The 15261-nt window shown below is 71.9% G+C and carries 16 protein-coding genes; 13 read left to right on the top strand and 3 right to left on the bottom strand.

Features of this window, described 5'->3' with window-relative positions; translation table 11 throughout:
• The first annotated feature begins 621 nt into the window (after window positions 1–621).
• The 7 genes from rocD (at window position 622) to ACFO6S_RS03105 (ending at window position 6063) form a co-directional block, all read left to right on the top strand.
• The gene (gene rocD / locus ACFO6S_RS03135) at window positions 622–1872 is read left to right on the top strand and encodes an ornithine--oxo-acid transaminase (protein WP_378414006.1); all 1251 of its coding nucleotides are present in this window, start codon (window positions 622–624) and stop codon (window positions 1870–1872) included.
• A gap of 208 nt (window positions 1873–2080) precedes the next feature.
• Window positions 2081–2524: a 50S ribosomal protein L13 gene (rplM, locus tag ACFO6S_RS03130; protein ID WP_378414004.1), complete on the top strand. Its 444-nt coding sequence runs from the start codon at window positions 2081–2083 to the stop codon at window positions 2522–2524.
• A complete protein-coding gene (gene rpsI / locus ACFO6S_RS03125; RefSeq protein ID WP_378414002.1) occupies window positions 2521–3051 on the top strand; it encodes a 30S ribosomal protein S9 in 531 nt (176 codons plus the stop codon). The genes rplM and rpsI overlap by 4 nt, the downstream gene beginning before the upstream one ends.
• Window positions 3052–3167: 116 nt before the next feature.
• A complete protein-coding gene (glmM, locus tag ACFO6S_RS03120) occupies window positions 3168–4508 on the top strand; it encodes a phosphoglucosamine mutase (RefSeq protein ID WP_378414000.1) in 1341 nt (446 codons plus the stop codon).
• Between the two features lie 87 nt (window positions 4509–4595).
• On the top strand, window positions 4596–4844 hold the full coding sequence (locus ACFO6S_RS03115) for a hypothetical protein (protein WP_378413998.1): 249 nt from the start codon (window positions 4596–4598) through the stop codon (window positions 4842–4844).
• Window positions 4841–5782 carry a hypothetical protein gene (locus ACFO6S_RS03110; RefSeq protein ID WP_378413996.1) on the top strand — a complete coding sequence of 314 codons (942 nt, stop codon included), beginning with the start codon at window positions 4841–4843 and terminating at the stop codon, window positions 5780–5782. Before ACFO6S_RS03115 ends, ACFO6S_RS03110 begins: the two co-directional genes overlap by 4 nt.
• Window positions 5779–6063, top strand: coding sequence for a hypothetical protein (locus tag ACFO6S_RS03105; protein ID WP_378413994.1), 285 nt, complete (start codon window positions 5779–5781; stop codon window positions 6061–6063). Before ACFO6S_RS03110 ends, ACFO6S_RS03105 begins: the two co-directional genes overlap by 4 nt.
• Here the strand turns inward: ACFO6S_RS03105 and ACFO6S_RS03100 are convergent.
• Window positions 6036–6869, bottom strand: a complete 834-nt coding sequence (locus ACFO6S_RS03100) for a poly(ethylene terephthalate) hydrolase family protein (protein WP_378413992.1) — start codon at window positions 6867–6869, stop codon at window positions 6036–6038. The genes ACFO6S_RS03105 and ACFO6S_RS03100 overlap by 28 nt on opposite strands.
• A gap of 86 nt (window positions 6870–6955) precedes the next feature.
• On the opposite strand from ACFO6S_RS03100, the gene ACFO6S_RS03095 reads away from it, so the two are divergent.
• Window positions 6956–8026 carry an alpha/beta fold hydrolase gene (locus ACFO6S_RS03095; RefSeq protein WP_378413990.1) on the top strand — a complete coding sequence of 357 codons (1071 nt, stop codon included), beginning with the start codon at window positions 6956–6958 and terminating at the stop codon, window positions 8024–8026.
• A 99-nt stretch (window positions 8027–8125) separates the two neighbouring features.
• Window positions 8126–9988, top strand: coding sequence for a glutamine--fructose-6-phosphate transaminase (isomerizing) (gene glmS / locus ACFO6S_RS03090; RefSeq protein ID WP_378413988.1), 1863 nt, complete (start codon window positions 8126–8128; stop codon window positions 9986–9988).
• 39 nt (window positions 9989–10027) lie between these two features.
• On the opposite strand, the gene ACFO6S_RS03085 is transcribed toward glmS, so the two are convergent.
• Both ACFO6S_RS03085 and ACFO6S_RS03080 read right to left on the bottom strand, forming a co-directional pair.
• Entirely contained in the window at window positions 10028–10411 is a 384-nt protein-coding gene (locus ACFO6S_RS03085; RefSeq protein WP_378413986.1) for a cupredoxin domain-containing protein, read from the bottom strand.
• 36 nt (window positions 10412–10447) lie between these two features.
• Window positions 10448–10840 (bottom strand): cupredoxin domain-containing protein, encoded by a 393-nt coding sequence (locus tag ACFO6S_RS03080; RefSeq protein WP_378413984.1) that lies wholly within the window; start codon window positions 10838–10840, stop codon window positions 10448–10450.
• A gap of 84 nt (window positions 10841–10924) precedes the next feature.
• Between ACFO6S_RS03080 and ACFO6S_RS03075 the strand changes: the two genes are divergently transcribed.
• From ACFO6S_RS03075 to tsaE, 4 genes are read left to right on the top strand one after another with little or no spacing between them, the layout of a single operon-like run.
• Entirely contained in the window at window positions 10925–12376 is a 1452-nt protein-coding gene (locus ACFO6S_RS03075; RefSeq protein WP_378413982.1) for an NAD(P)H-hydrate dehydratase, read from the top strand.
• A 57-nt stretch (window positions 12377–12433) separates the two neighbouring features.
• On the top strand, window positions 12434–13660 hold the full coding sequence (gene alr / locus ACFO6S_RS03070) for an alanine racemase (RefSeq protein WP_378413980.1): 1227 nt from the start codon (window positions 12434–12436) through the stop codon (window positions 13658–13660).
• Window positions 13657–14733: an alpha/beta fold hydrolase gene (locus ACFO6S_RS03065; RefSeq protein WP_378413978.1), complete on the top strand. Its 1077-nt coding sequence runs from the start codon at window positions 13657–13659 to the stop codon at window positions 14731–14733. The genes alr and ACFO6S_RS03065 overlap by 4 nt, the downstream gene beginning before the upstream one ends.
• On the top strand, window positions 14726–15217 hold the full coding sequence (gene tsaE, locus ACFO6S_RS03060; RefSeq protein ID WP_378413976.1) for a tRNA (adenosine(37)-N6)-threonylcarbamoyltransferase complex ATPase subunit type 1 TsaE: 492 nt from the start codon (window positions 14726–14728) through the stop codon (window positions 15215–15217). The genes ACFO6S_RS03065 and tsaE overlap by 8 nt, the downstream gene beginning before the upstream one ends.
• Window positions 15218–15261: the final 44 nt, after the last annotated feature.

The following is a 15261-nucleotide window of genomic DNA, read 5'->3' as shown; positions in this document are numbered from 1 at the left end:
AGGGTGTGGGAGAGTAGGACACCGCCGAACATAATTTGCGAATGCCTCGCATCACGACTCCTCTTGGGGGGTTGTGGTGCGGGGCATTTCGCGTTTCCGGGGGTGTTTGTGCGGCCCGGGTACCGCCGGCGCTCGGCCGTCGGCCACGGTGCCAGCCCTCCGGTGTCATCGAGTGAACGGTTCCGTTCATTCGATTGCATCGAGTGGATGTGCCGTTCACTCGGTTCGGATGTGGTCGTCCGGGAGTCCGGCGGCCCCCGGGGACGGGTGTCGGTTGGCTGCGAGTCCCTGTTCTGTCTTGTTCGTGTCGGGTGTGCCCTCGTGCCGCGACCCCTGTGTGGGGGTGGTGGTGTGGGGGATTTTCGTGTTTCCGGGGTACCGGACGGCGCGCTCGCCGCTTCCCGCCTCTCGCCGGCTGCCGTTGCCGGGCGAGTGAATGTGCCGTTCATTCGATTGCATCGAATGAACGCTTCCGTTCATTCGATCCCGGGACGGTGGGCTGTGGCGATGCGATGCGTTGCGTTGCGTTGCGCGGGTCCGGCGCGGCGCGGATACTGGCTGGACTGCCATGCGGGGTCCGGCGCTACCGGCCTCCTGGCCACCTCGGGGTGGGGAGCGGACATGAACATCGATCCCGTGACCACCGAGCCCGCGGCACGGGTGCCGGTGACCGACCGGACGCTGGAAGAACTCGCCCGCGCGGCCGCGCACAGCGCCCACAACTACGACCCGTTGCCGGTGGTGCTCGAGTCCGCGCAGGGGGTGTGGGCGCGCGGCATCGACGGCGTCGACTACCTGGACCTCCTGGCCGGCTATTCCGCTTTGAACTTCGGCCATGCGCACCCACGACTGGTCGACGTCGCACGAGCGCAGTTGGGCCGGCTCGCCCTCACCAGCCGGGCGTTTCAACACGACCTGTTCGCTGGTTTCTGCGAGGCGCTGAGCAGCCTGTGCGGCAAGGACGCGGTACTGCCGATGAACACCGGTGCGGAGGCCGTTGAGACCGCACTCAAACTGGCTCGACGGTGGGGCTACGACGTGAAGGGTGTGCCGGCGGACCGGGCGGAGATCATCACCTGTGCCGGCAATTTTCACGGCCGGACGATCGCCATCGTGGGTTTCTCGACAGATCCCGATGCGCACGACGGGTTCGGGCCGTACCCGCCGGGTTTCCGCACCGTCGAGTACGGCGACGTGGCGGCAATGGCCGCGGCGATCACCGAGAACACCGTGGCGGTGCTGATCGAACCGATCCAGGGCGAGGCGGGGGTGCTGGTACCGCCGGACGGCTACCTGCGGGCGGTCCGCGCGCTGTGTGACGAGCACTCGATCCTGTTCCTGGCCGACGAGATCCAGAGCGGACTGGGGCGGACCGGTGACACCTTCGCGTGCGACGGCGAGGCCGTCGTGCCCGACGTGTACATACTCGGGAAGGCGCTCGGCGGCGGCCTGGTCCCGGTGTCCGCGGTGGTGGCCGACCGATCGGTGCTGGGGGTGATCGGCCCCGGCCAGCACGGCAGCACCTTCGGCGGAAATCCGTTGGCCTGCGCGGTCGCTACCGAGGTGGTGCGGATGCTCGAGACAGGGGAGTGCCAGCGGCGCAGCCGTGAACTCGGCGCGCACCTGCACGGCCTGCTCCGTGAGCTGCCTGCCGAGCAGGTGACACAGGTGCGCGGCCGCGGGCTGTGGGCCGGCGTCCAGCTGGCGCCCGGACAGCCGTCCGCCCGGGTGGTCTGCGAACGCCTGCTGGCCCGCCGGATCCTGGCGAAGGACGCGCACGAGGGCACCATCCGTCTGGCGCCGCCACTGGTGATCGAACGTGACGAGATCACCTGGGCGGTAGCGCAACTGGCGGACACGCTCGGTCGGTAGTGGGCGGGGCCCGGGGCGAGGCCGCGCCATGCCTCGGTCTCGCTTTGACCCAGCCCTGACCTGGGCGGTAAGGTACGCAGTCGGCGTGCGTTACGACGCGGCACTCGCGTGCCGTCCGTATCACGGGTTCCTGGGTCTCCACTGGCCGCCGGGAACATCCGCACCGTGCGCGTTGGCCAGCAGCTATACGATATGACGAGGAAGTTCTGTGTCTACGTACACCCCGAAGGCCGGAGATGTGACCCACTCGTGGCACGTCATCGACGCCACTGACGTGGTGCTCGGCCGCCTTGCCGTCCAGGCAGCGAATCTGCTTCGCGGCAAGCACAAGCCCACCTACGCCCCGCACATCGATGGCGGCGACTTCGTCATCGTCATCAACGCGGAGAAGGTTGCCATCAGCGGTAACAAGCGCGATGGCAAGCTCCTCTACAACCACTCCGGTTACCCGGGTGGTCTGAAGTCGCGGACCGTCGGCGAGGTCCTGGAGCGGACCCCCGATCGCCTCGTGGAGAAGGCCATCACCGGCATGCTCCCCAAGAACAAGCTCGGCCGCGCCATCGCCGGCAAGCTGAAGGTCTACGCAGGCCCGACCCACCCCCACACCGCGCAGCAGCCGGTTCCGTTCGAGATCAAGCAGGTGGCACAGTGACCGCGCCGGAAGAGCAGAACGTGTCCAACGACGAGATCGTCGTCGAGGAGACCGTCGTGGAGGAGTTCACCTCTGCGGGCGAGCCCGAGATCGTCGAGGAGTTCGAGGTCGAGGTCGTCGCGCCTGCCCCGATCTACATCGACCGTCCCGTGCAGACCGTCGGCCGTCGTAAGGAAGCTGTCGTCCGCGTCCGCTTCACCCCGGGCACCGGCGAGTTCAAGCTGAACGGCCGCACCATGGAGGATTACTTCCCCAACAAGGTGCACCAGCAGCTCATCAAGGCGCCGCTCGTGCTCGTCGAGCGCGCCGAGTCCTTCGACATCACCGCGCTCCTGCACGGTGGCGGTCCGTCCGGACAGGCAGGCGCGCTGCGTCTGGCCATCGCCCGGGCCCTGATCGAGGTCACCCCCGAGGATCGCCCGGCCCTCAAGGCCGCCGGCTTCCTGACCCGTGACGCCCGCGCCGTCGAGCGCAAGAAGTACGGCCTGAAGAAGGCCCGTAAGGCATCGCAGTACTCCAAGCGCTGATGTGCCGCCGACATCGACCCCAGGGTCGGTGTCGGCACCTGTTCACAGACAAGAGCAGGCGTCCGGCAGTTCCGGACGCCTGCTCTTGTCGTAGGCAAACACGAGGGGATTGATTCATGGGTCGCTTGTTCGGTACGGACGGCGTACGCGGTCTTGCGAATGCGGAACTGAGCGCGGAACTCGCGCTCCGCATCGCCGGCGCCGCCGCATCGGTGCTCGCGCTCTCGGAGCGGGGCGCACCGCGACCGACCGCCGTCGTCGGACGCGACCCCCGGGCCAGCGGCGAGATGCTCGAGGCCGCGGTCACCGCCGGACTCACCGCCGCCGGAGTCGACGTGATTCGGGTCGGCGTGCTGCCGACCCCCGCAGTCGCGCACCTGACGGGCGTCTACGGCGCCGCACTCGGCGTGATGATCTCCGCCTCGCACAACCCCATGCCCGACAACGGGATCAAGATCTTCGCGGCCGGTGGGCACAAGCTCGACGACGAGTCCGAGGACCGGATCGAGGCCGCGATCGCCGACCACGACCTGATCCCGCGGCCGACCGGCGCCGGCATCGGTCGGGTCACGACGTCCGAGGACGCCGCCGAGCTCTACCTCGCGCACCTCGCCGGCGCGACCACCCACCGACTCGACGGGCTCACCGTGGTGGTGGACTGCGCGAACGGCGCCGCGTCCGACGTGGGGCCGCAGGCCTACCGGGCCGCCGGTGCCACCGTCATCGAGATCCACGCCGACCCCGACGGTCTCAACATCAACGACGGCTGCGGCTCGACCCACCTCGACGTGCTGCAGGCCGCGGTGCTCGAGCACGGCGCCGACCTCGGGCTCGCGCACGACGGTGACGCCGACCGGTGCCTCGCGGTCGACGCGACCGGTACGGTCGTCGACGGCGACGCGATCATGACCGTCCTGGCGCTGGCGATGCGGGAGGCCGGCGAGTTGGCAGGCAATACACTGGTGGCCACCGTGATGAGCAACCTTGGTCTGCACATCGCGATGCGGGAGGCCGGCATCGAGGTCCGTACCACCGCGGTCGGGGACCGGTACGTGCTCGAGGAGCTGCGCAGCGGTTCCTACAGCCTCGGCGGCGAACAGTCCGGCCACGTGGTGTTGCCGGGATTCGGCACCACCGGGGACGGCGTCCTCACCGGCCTGCGACTGATGGGCCGGATTGCGCAGACCCGCCAGCCGTTGGCGGAGCTGGCCGCCGTGATGGTCACGTTGCCGCAGGTGCTGGTGAACGTGAAGGTCAGCGACAAGGCCGCGGTTGCCGTGGCACCCACCGTGTTGGCAGCGGTCGCCGAGGCGGAGTCTCAGCTCGGGGCGGCCGGCCGGGTGTTGCTGCGGCCGTCGGGAACCGAGCAGCTGGTTCGGGTGATGGTCGAGGCCGCGGAGATCGAGCTCGCACGCAAGCTCGCGGACCACCTCGCGGATCACGTCTCCTCGATCTAGGCCCGTCGACGGTCCCGGCGACGGAACCCCCACCGCCACCGTTGCGTCTGAACCTCTGACGGGAGTGTTCGGCGACGGGAGCGGCCAGTGGACGAACAGGTGCAGCTGGATGCGGTGACGCTGCGCGCGGTCGCCGACGGACTCTCTGTCTCGGCCGGTGTCGTGCACGAGGCGGCCGGTGCGCTCGGTGCCCGCGGCCTCGATCAGCTCGCGCGCCGCGTGCGGGCCTGGTCGGCGGTGACCGCGGACGACGCGCGGCGGTTGACCGACACGGTGGAGCGCTACGTGCGACAGGACGCCGACCTCGCGCTCGCCATCGACAGCAGCCACCGGTGACGGCCGGCCACGGACGCGGGTACTTCGCGGCGTTCCTCCCACCCGTAGCCGCGCGGGTGCCGCTCGAGGTCACCGGCGCACAGCTGCTGGCCCGCCGAGCGGAATGGGACAGGGAACTGGCACGGGCGGAGGCCGACGCCACCGCGGTCGGTGCCGCCCTCGAAGTACTCCGTGCGGAATGCGCGGCACAGGAGGGACTGCTGCGGCGGCTCGACGCCGGTTGGGACGGGGCCGCCGCGGAGGCCGCGCGAGAGCGGTTCGCCGGTCACCTCGAGCGCGCCCGAACGGAGTGCGCGGCGGTCGCGTCGGTGCACGCGGCGATGACGGAGGCGGCGGAGGTGACGCGCGCCGCGCGCGCGGCATCGGCCGAGATGGCCGCCACTCTCGACGCCCCGGACGTCGGCGGGCACGCCCAACCGGAGGTGGACCTGATGGTAGCGGGGGCCTCCGGCCCGGGCCTCGCACTCGCGCAGGCCTGCGCGAGCTGGCTGGAGCAGGTCCTGGTCCCACACGTGCAGGCGCAGTCGGCCGCCTTCGTCTCACTGTGCGACGCGACCGCGGACACGATGGCGGGGGCCCGTCAGCTGGTGGCGGATGCGCTCGACGGCCTCGACGGCCTCGACGGCCTCGACGGCCCGCCGGCCACCGAACCCGGCACCGAAGACGCGGAGTCCGGGGCGATCGACCCGCCGCCCGCCGAACCCGGCGAGTACGAGTCGCAACCGCCGCCTGCACCGGCCGACGACAGGCCGCATCACGATCCGCCCGAACCGACCGCTCCGGCCCAGCCCGACCCGCAGCCCCTCGAACCGCAGACTCTCGAACCGCAGCCGCTCGAACCGGCACCTCCCGCACCCGGGGTTCTTGCCGCGGCCGAGCAGCCGGGCGTGAGCGTCCCCGACTCGGGCGCCGAACTGGCCGAGGCCGGCCCGCTGTGACCGGTTCGGGGTCTGCCGCCCGGCTGCTGGCCGAGCATGCCGCGGCGCTGGAGCGAATCAGGGCCTCGGCCACCGCGGCGAATCTCGCGGCCGTGGCGCGGTCCCGTCAGTTGCGGTCGGCGGCAACGGTGGCCGCACTGACCGGCCTCGCCCCGCGCGCCGCCACGCCGACGGGTCGGGTGCTGCGTCGCGCGGACGAGCGGTCCGAGGCCGACCGGACCTCGGCCACCGATCCGCCGCGGTCCGGTGCTGACTACCCGGTGAAGAGCTGGCTGGTGTGATCCTCCGCCGCGACCGGGTCCACCACGTGGGTGCCCGGGATCTCCGCGCCGGGCAGGGCGTAGGACTCGTACTCCGTCTCGCCCAGCAGGTGGTAGAGGAGATACCCGGTGATCAACGCCCGCGTGGTCTTCTGCGTCTTGCGTTCGGACCCGCCGAGCCCCAGCGCACCGAACAGTCGGCGGCCCTCGGTGAGTCCGCCCGCCGAGGCGCCGTCGACGGTACGCAGGATCGCCTGCCCGTCCCAGGCCGCCGCAAGGGCCCGTGCGTTGCAGTTCATCGAGTCGAGGTCGTCCGCACCCGCGACGATCAGGGCCGGGTCCGCGACCTTGGCCGCGGACCGCTCCGCAGGCGGGCTGGTCGGGGCCGGGAAGAGCGCCGCGACGGCGGCCGCCGGGCCGTGTGCGGCGGCCGCGAGCACCGCAGCGCCCGCGCCCAGTCCGTGGCCGGCGAAGGCAACTCGGCTGGGGTCGATGCTGATCTTGCCCGGGCCGAGCCGCACACCCGCGCAGATGTCGACCGCGGTACGCAGGTCGGCCGCCAGACCGACGTGCGAGGGGAGCGGGGAGCGCTGCGTGTCCGGTGCGGCGACGACCAGGCCCCACGAGGCCAGGTGCGTGAGTGTCTCCTGATACCGGGCCACGCCGGTCATCCAGCCGTGCCCGAATGCGACCACGGGCATCGAGAACCCCTCGGCGGGCGTGTACACCACGCCGGGCTGGCCTGCCAACGACAGGTCGCCGCGCAGCACCCGGTGCGGTCCGCGCTTAGATAGTCGGGAGGCCAGGGTCTTCGGATTCGGCGCCACGATGATGACCGTATCCGATCTCGGGTCCGGAGTAGCCGATGCCCAGTGGTGACGCCGGTCGTGACCACGAGGGGGAAGGACCAACCGTGTTGGGTATTGCAGAGTCGGGGACCCGGACCGTGGGCCGCGCCGTGGCGAACGTGCGTGCGCGGATCAGCTCGGACGGGCTGGCCGATCTGCGGCCGACACCGTCCGAGGTGGTCGACTCGAACGCCGACCGCACGGTGCGCCGCTTCCGGTCGACACGCCGGGAGGCCACCGGCGCCCCGGTGCTGCTCGTCACCCCGTTGGCGGCCACCGCGGTGGCCTTCGACCTGCGTCGCGGGTGCAGCATCGTCGAGTACCTGATGGAGACGGGTCGCGACGTCTACGTGGTGGACTACGGGCCGGTGAACTTCGCCGACCGGAACCGCGGGTTCGAGCACTGGGTCGACGACGTGGTGCCGGACGCGGTGCGGGTGGTCAGCGCCGACGCAGGCGGCCGCCGCGTGCACCTGGCCGGGTGGTCGCTCGGTGGGATCTTCGCGGTATACGCCGCGGCCGCGCATCCCGAGCTGCCGCTGCAGTCGGTGACGCCGATCGCCAGCCCCTTCGACCTGCGGCAGGTGCCGCTGTTCGCGACGCTGCGACCGCTGGACCGGGTGTTCGGCCCGTACACCGTCGCCCCCTTCTACCGGGTGCTCGGCACCATCCCCGCGCCGCTGACCAGCCTCGGGTTCAAGGCCGCCAGCCTCGACAAGTACCTGACCCGGCCGTTCACCGTGCTCGCGAACCTCGACGACCGCGACCACCTCGAACAGATCGAGGCGGTCGGGCGCTTCATGAACAGCATGTACGCCTACCCGGGACGGACCTTCGGGCAGCTGTACCACGTGGTGATGCGCTCCAACGAGTTCGCGACCGGGCACATGCAGATCGGTGGCCGGCAGGTGGACCTCGCGGCCATCGACGTGCCGGTGATGGTGGTCGCGGGCAGTGGCGACGTGCTGGCACCGGAGCCCGCCGTGCGGCACCTGACCGACCTGCTCGGCGGGTCGCCGACGATTCGGTTCGGCGCCTTTCCCGGTGGCCACCTCGGCGTGCTCACCGGCCGGGCGGCGCGCGACACCATGTGGCCCGCCCTCGCGGAGTTCCTCGCGGAGCACGACGCGGAGTAGGCCGGGACCCGCCGGTGCCCGGTGCCCGGACCCCGCCGACTCGCGGCGTCCGGACCTGCCGGTCGGTGGCGGCCGACAACCCCAGTACCCTGACTAACCATGTGCGGAATCGTGGGATACGTCGGCCACCGCCAGGCTCTGGGTGTGGTGGTCGAGGCGTTGCGCCGAATGGAGTACCGCGGCTATGACTCGGCCGGGATCGCGATCCTGGACGGCACCGGCGGCCTCGCGGTCGAGCGCAAGGCGGGCAAGCTTGCGAACCTCGAGGCGGAGCTGGCCGAGGTCGGCGCGGACCGCTTCGTGGGCACCGCGGGTATCGGGCACACTCGCTGGGCGACGCACGGCCGACCCACCGACCGCAACGCGCACCCGCACATCGACTCGACCGGCAAGGTTGCGGTGGTGCACAACGGGATCATCGAGAACTTCGCGCCGCTGCGCAGCGAACTCGAGCACGCGGGCATCGAACTGCTCAGCGACACCGACTCCGAGGTGGCCGTCCACCTGGTCTCCCGGGCCTACGCCGAGGGCGAGACGGCCGGCGACTTCATCGCCAGCGCACAGTCCGTGGTGCGGCGTCTCGAGGGCGCCTTCACCCTGGTGTTCACCCACGCCGACCACCCCGACACCATCGTCGCCGCCCGCCGGTCCACCCCGCTGGTCGTCGGCGTCGGCGAGGGCGAGACCTTCCTCGGCTCCGACGTCGCGGCCTTCATCGAGCACACCCGCGACGCCATCGAGCTCGGCCAGGACCAGGTGGTCGTGATCACCCCGGCCGGCTACACGATCACCGACTTCGCAGGCGCCGAGGCGCAGGGCCGCCCGTTCCGTATCGACTGGGACCTCGCCGCCGCCGAGAAGGGCGGTCACGACTACTTCATGCTCAAGGAGATCGAGGAGCAGCCGACCGCGGTCGCCGACACGCTGCTCGGTCACTTCGCGGACGGCAAGATCATCCTCGACGAGCAGCGCCTCTCCGACCAGGAACTGCGCGACGTCGACAAGGTCTTCGTGGTGGCCTGCGGCAGCGCCTACCACTCCGGGCTGCTCGCCAAGTACGCGATCGAGCACTGGACGCGGCTGCCCGTCGAGGTGGAACTCGCCAGCGAGTTCCGTTACCGCGACCCGGTTCTCGACCGGTCCACCCTGGTGGTCGCGATCTCGCAGTCCGGTGAGACCGCGGACACGCTCGAGGCGGTCAAGCACGCGAAGGACCAGAAGGCGCGCGTGCTGGCCATCTGCAACACCAACGGCGCGCAGATCCCCCGTGAGGCCGACGCGGTCCTCTACACCCGGGCGGGACCGGAGATCGCGGTCGCGTCGACGAAGGCGTTCCTCGCCCAGGTGACCGCGAACTACCTGGTGGGTCTGGCGCTGGCGCAGGCGCGCGGGACCAAGTACCCGGACGAGGTCGCCCGGGAGTACGCGGACCTCGAGGCGATGCCCGCGTTGGTCGAGCGGGTGCTGGAGTCGTCCGAGTCGGTGCGGGAGCTGGCCCGCGAGTTCGCGGACGCCCGGACCGTGCTGTTCCTGGGGCGGCACGTCGGGTACCCGGTGGCGCTAGAGGGTGCGCTCAAGCTCAAGGAGCTGGCGTACATGCACGCCGAGGGCTTCGCGGCCGGCGAGCTCAAGCACGGGCCGATCGCGCTGATCGAGGAGGGCCTGCCGGTCATCGTGATCATGCCGTCGCCGACGGGACGCGCGGTGCTGCACTCGAAGATGGTCTCCAACATCCAGGAGATCAAGGCCCGAGGTGCCCGGACGATCGTGATCGCCGAGGAGGGCGACGAGATGGTCCGGCCGCATGCCGACCACCTGATCGAGATCCCGGCCGCGCCGACCCTGCTGCAACCGCTGCTGTCCACCGTCCCGCTGCAGGTGTTCGCGGCCGAGGTGGCGAAGGTGCGCGGCTACGACGTCGACAAGCCGCGCAACCTCGCGAAGTCCGTCACGGTCGAGTAGCCGTCGCGGGCCCGGGCGGAACCGGGCCCGGGGCGGGAACTACGGCACGACGTTGACGACGCCGGCCATGTTCGCGTGCAGGGTGCAGGTGTACGGGTAGGTGCCGGGCTGGGTGAACGTGACGCTGTAGCTGCCGCCGGTCATGATCGTGCTCGCGAAGCGTTCCGGGGCGCCCGCCCCGGACGCGACATTGTGCGCGATGCCCCGGTCGTCGAAATTCCAGGTCACCTGCCTGCCCGCGCGGACGGTGACGGTCGACGGCGTGAAGGTCATGCCCGAGACGACCACCGTCTGGTCGCCGTCCGGGTTCGCCGCCGGCACGGGGGCGGGCTGGTCCGGCTCGGCGCAGCCGACGACGGCCGAGGTGAGCAGGAGTCCGATCGCCGCGGCGGATCCGAGTCCACGCATCGAGGGTGCACGCATTGCCCCAGGCTAGACCCGCCGGGTCGCAGGACGACGTCAGCGCACGATGACGGTGCCGCCCATGTTCGAGTGGATCTCGCAGAAGTACCGGCTGGTGCCCTGCCGGATGAAGGTGTGGCTGAAGGTGCCGCTGCCCTGGACGTCGCTCGCGAACGCCTCCTGGGCGTCGGCGTTGGAGGTGACGGTGTGCTCGGTGCCCTGGTCGTTGAACTCCCAGGTCACGGTGTCGCCGAGCCGGACCCGCAGGACCGACGGGTTGAACCGCATGTTGGAGATGTCCACGGTCAGGCGATTCTTCGCGACCATCGCCACGCCCGGTTGCTGGGCGGCCTGGGTCGGCTGACTCTGGGCGCAACCCGTGAGCATCGACGTCAGCAACACTCCGGACGCCAACGTGACTCCGAGCGCGCGCATCGACGGTGCACGCATGAATCAAGGCTAGACCTGACTCGACCCGCTGGGAACCCGATACCGTTTCGACGAGGGGTCGTCGATGGAAGAGGCGAGGGTGGCATGCGGGACTACTACACGGCCGACCAGGTTCGGGCGGCGGAGGCGCCGCTGTTGGCCGCGCTGCCCGACGGGGCGTTGATGCGCCGCGCAGCCTACGGGTTGGCTCGGGTGACGGCGGCCGAGTTGCGTTCTCGGACAGGCGGAGTTGCCGGACGTCGGGTGACCCTGCTGGTCGGCTCCGGCGACAACGGCGGTGACGCGTTGTGGGCCGGTGCGATGCTGCGCCGCCGCGGCGTGGCAGTCCGGGCCGTGCTGCTGGATCCGGACCGCGCTCACCGGGCCGGCCTGGCCGCGCTGCGCGCCGCCGGCGGTCGGGTGGCCGGCGGGCCCGACGCCGAACTGGGCGAACCCGACCTGGTGCTCGACGGCATCGTGGGCATCTCGGGCCGCGGACCGTTGCGCCCGCCGGCGGCGGCGCTGCTCGGCCGGGTCGCGGCGCCGATCATTGCGGTGGACCTGCCGAGCGGGGTGGACCCGGACACCGGGGCGACATCGGGCCCGGCGGTCACGGCACAGGTCACGGTGTCCTTCGGGGCACTCAAGCCGGTGCACGCGCTGGCCGCACCTCGGTGTGGCCGGGTCGAACTGGTCGACATCGGACTGGCCCCCGGCACGGCCTCGACGCGGGCGCTGACCGCGGCGGAGGTCGGTGCCCGCTGGCCGGTTCCCGGTCCCACCGACGACAAGTACACCCAGGGCGTCGTCGGGGTGGTCGCGGGCAGTGCGAGGTATCCCGGTGCCGGGATGCTCTGCGCGGGCGCCGCGGTGACCGCCACCTCGGGCCTGGTGCGGTACGCGGGTGCCGCTGCGCCGCAGGTGCTTTCGCGATGGCCGGAGGTGGTCGCGGCGGAGCGGGTCGGCGTGGCCGGTCGGGTCCAGGCCTGGGTGGTGGGACCGGGTGCGGGCACCGACGAGGCCGCGCTGACCGAACTGCGCGCCGCCCTGGCCACCGACCTGCCGGTGCTCGTCGACGCCGATGCGCTGACCCTGCTCGCGGCGGACCCGGCGCTGGTGGCCGGGCGGAGCGCACCGACCCTGCTCACCCCGCACGCGGGGGAGTTCGCCCGGCTCACCGGCGTCGACCCGGCGTCGGACCGACTCGGCGCGACCCGGCGGCTGGCGTCGGACTGGGGCGTCACCGTGCTGCTCAAGGGGCGCTGCACGGTGATCGCGGAACCGCGGGGCCGGGTCCTGGTCAACGACGCGGTCGGCTCGGCGGCCGCCACGCCCGGTTCGGGCGATGTGCTGGCCGGGATCGTCGGCGCCCTGATGGCGTCGGGTCTCGAGACGGCGACGGCGGCGGCTATGGGCGCGCGGGCGCACGCACTGGCGGCCAACCTGGCCGCGGGTGAGAGATCGGTCACGGCTGCCCCCATCTCCGCCGGGGCGCTGTTGTCCCAGCTCAGGGCTGCGGTGCGGATCCTGCGCGCCCAGCACGCGGACCGTACGTAGACGTCCGTCGCGGTGCCCTTTTGGTGGCACGGCCGAAAATGGCAGGATCGACGGACCATGACTACCGCTGCCCAGCTCGGCCACGCGGCATCCGTCCCCGCGGCGGGTGCCGAACCTTTCGACCACCAGAGGCAAGGGGGCGGACCGGCGCCGCAGGCGGAGGCCCTGATCGACCTCGACGCCCTCGCCCACAACGTGGGGGTGCTGCGTGAGCACGCGGGCGATGCCGCGTTGATGGCCGTGGTCAAGGCGGACGGCTACAACCACGGCGCGGTGCAGGTGGCCCGGACGGCGCTGGCCGCCGGCGCTGCCGAGCTCGGTGTCACCACCCTCGAGGAGGCGCTGGAACTGCGCGCGGCGGGCATCGACGCGCCGGTGCTGTCCTGGCTGCACACCACCGACGCGGACTTCGGGCCCGCCATCGCCGCGGGCATCGAGCTCGCGGTTTCCTCGCCACGGCACCTGGCCGCGGTGGCGGCGGCGGCTCGCCGCATCGGCGTCACCGCCACCGTCACGATCAAGGTGGACACCGGCCTGAACCGCAACGGTGTCGCACCGACCGAGCTCGACGAGACGCTCGACGCGCTGGCGCGGGCCGAGGCCGAGGGTGCGACCCGGTTCCGCGGCGTGTTCACCCACCTCGCGCACGCAGACCAGCCGCACCACCCGGTGATCGACCTCCAGGTCGAGGCGCTGCGGCACGCCGTTGCGCGGGCGGCGTCGCGTGGCCTGCACGCGGAGCGGGTGCACCTGTCCAATTCCGCGGCCGTGCTGACGCGGCCCGACCTGAGCTTCGACATGGTCCGTCCCGGGATCGCGCTCTACGGGTTGTCCCCGGTGCCCGAGCTCGGCGAGTTCGGGCTGCGCCCGGTGATGACGCTGCGGGCGCGGGTGGCACTGGTCAAGAAGGTCGCGGCCGGTGCGGGAGTCTCCTACGGGCACACCTGGGTGGCCCGCCGCGACACCACTGTGGCGCTGCTGCCGGTCGGCTACGCGGACGGCGTCCCGCGGGCGCTGAGCGGGCGGTTCGAGGTGCAGATCGGGGACCGGCGCTACCCGCAGATCGGCCGGGTGTGCATGGACCAGGTGGTCGTCGACCTGGGGGCCGACCCCGGGCCGGTGTCCGAGGGCGACGAGGCGATCCTGTTCGGCTCCGGCGACGGGGGCGGGCCCGTCGCACAGGACTGGGCGGACGAGCTCGACACCATCCACTACGAGGTGGTGACCGGGGTCCGGGGGCGCGTCGTCCGCAGCTACCGCGGCGGACCCGGGACGACGCAGTGAACCCGCTGGGCCGGGCCGGGCTGATCGGTGGCGCGGTGACCGCGGCGGGACTCGGCGCGCTCGCCGGCGTCGGGGTCGCCCGAGGGCCGGCCCGCGCCCGACGGGGCTTCAAGGACCGCTACGCCCGCGAGGACTTCGGCCTGATGGACGCCGACTGCGGCTCCGTCGTGGCCGCCGACGACGGCACCCCGCTGGCGGTGCGCGAGGTCGGGCCCGCCGCCGCGCCGGTCACCGTGGTCTTCGTGCACGGCTACTGCCTGCGCATGGAGTCCTGGCACTTCCAGCGCCGTCAGCTCGCGCGCCGCTGGGGAAGCTCGGCCCGGATGGTCTTCTACGACCAGCGCGGGCACGGCAGGTCCGGCACCCCCAGCGCGTCGAGCTGCACGATCGGCCAGCTCGGCCGGGACCTCGACGCGGTGCTGCGGTCGGTGGCGCCGACCGGACCGGTGGTCCTGGTCGGGCACTCGATGGGCGGCATGAGCATCCTGGCGTTGGCCCGGCAGCGGCCGGAGCTGTTCGCCGACCGGGTGATCGGGGTGGGACTGATCTCCACGGCGGCAGAGGGGCTGAACCAGACCGGACTGAGCCGCAACCTGCGCAACCCGGTGATCGACGCGTTCCGGCTCGCGGTACGCACGTCGCCGGGGCTGGTCCAGTTCGGTCGGGGCGCCGCGCGGGCGGTGATCTCCCCGATCCTGCGGGCAGCCTCCTACGGCACCGACGTCAGCCCGAGCCTGGTGCGGTTCTCCGAGGGCATGCTCAACGACACCTCGGTCACCACCATCGTGAACTTCCTGAAGTCACTCGAGCTGCACGACGAGTCGGCGGCGTTGCCGGTGCTGGCGGGGCTGCCGGCGTTGGTGCTGTGCGGTGACGCGGACATGGTCATCCCCTTCAGCCAGTCGGAGTCGATGGCCGCCTCGCTGCCGGGTTCGGAGTTGGTGCGGGTGGTCTCGGCCGGGCACCTGGTGCAGTTGGAATTCCCGATGCGGGTCACCGACGCGATCGACCGGTTGTTCGGTCGGGCGGTGTACCGGTACGAAACGGACGAACGGAGTGAGGCACGTGGCTGACCCCGCAACGGCAGGCATCGCGCTGCCCACCACCGAGGACACCGAGGCGTTCGGCCGCCGGCTCGCCCGCGAGCTCGTCGCGGGCGACCTGGTGGTCCTCGACGGTCCGCTCGGCGCAGGCAAGACCGCGCTGGCCCGGGGCATCGCGGCCGGGCTCGGCGTGCAGGGACGGGTCAGTTCGCCGACGTTCATCATCGCCCGGGAACACCGCGCGGGGGAGCGGCCCGGCGGCGGTGCTCCGGTGGCGATGGTGCACGTGGACGCGTACCGGCTGGGCATCGGCGCCGCGGGGGCCGGTGGTGCCGCCCAGACCTTCGACGAACTCGACGCGCTGGACCTGGACACCGACCTGGCCGGGGCGGTCGTGGTGGTCGAGTGGGGGGAGGGCGTGGTCGAGCACCTGGCCGACCGTCACCTGCTGGTACGGCTGCGCCGCGAACCCGAGTCCGACGTGCGCACCGCGCAGTGGGGATGGGTGTCCTAGACCCCGCCCGGTGGGGAGCGTCGAGACCGGTGCTGACATGCGGG

Source organism: Rhodococcus kronopolitis (assembly GCF_042654025.1).
GTDB lineage: Bacteria > Actinomycetota > Actinomycetes > Mycobacteriales > Mycobacteriaceae > Rhodococcus_G > Rhodococcus_G kronopolitis.
This window is presented reverse-complemented; position numbering and strand designations above follow the sequence as displayed.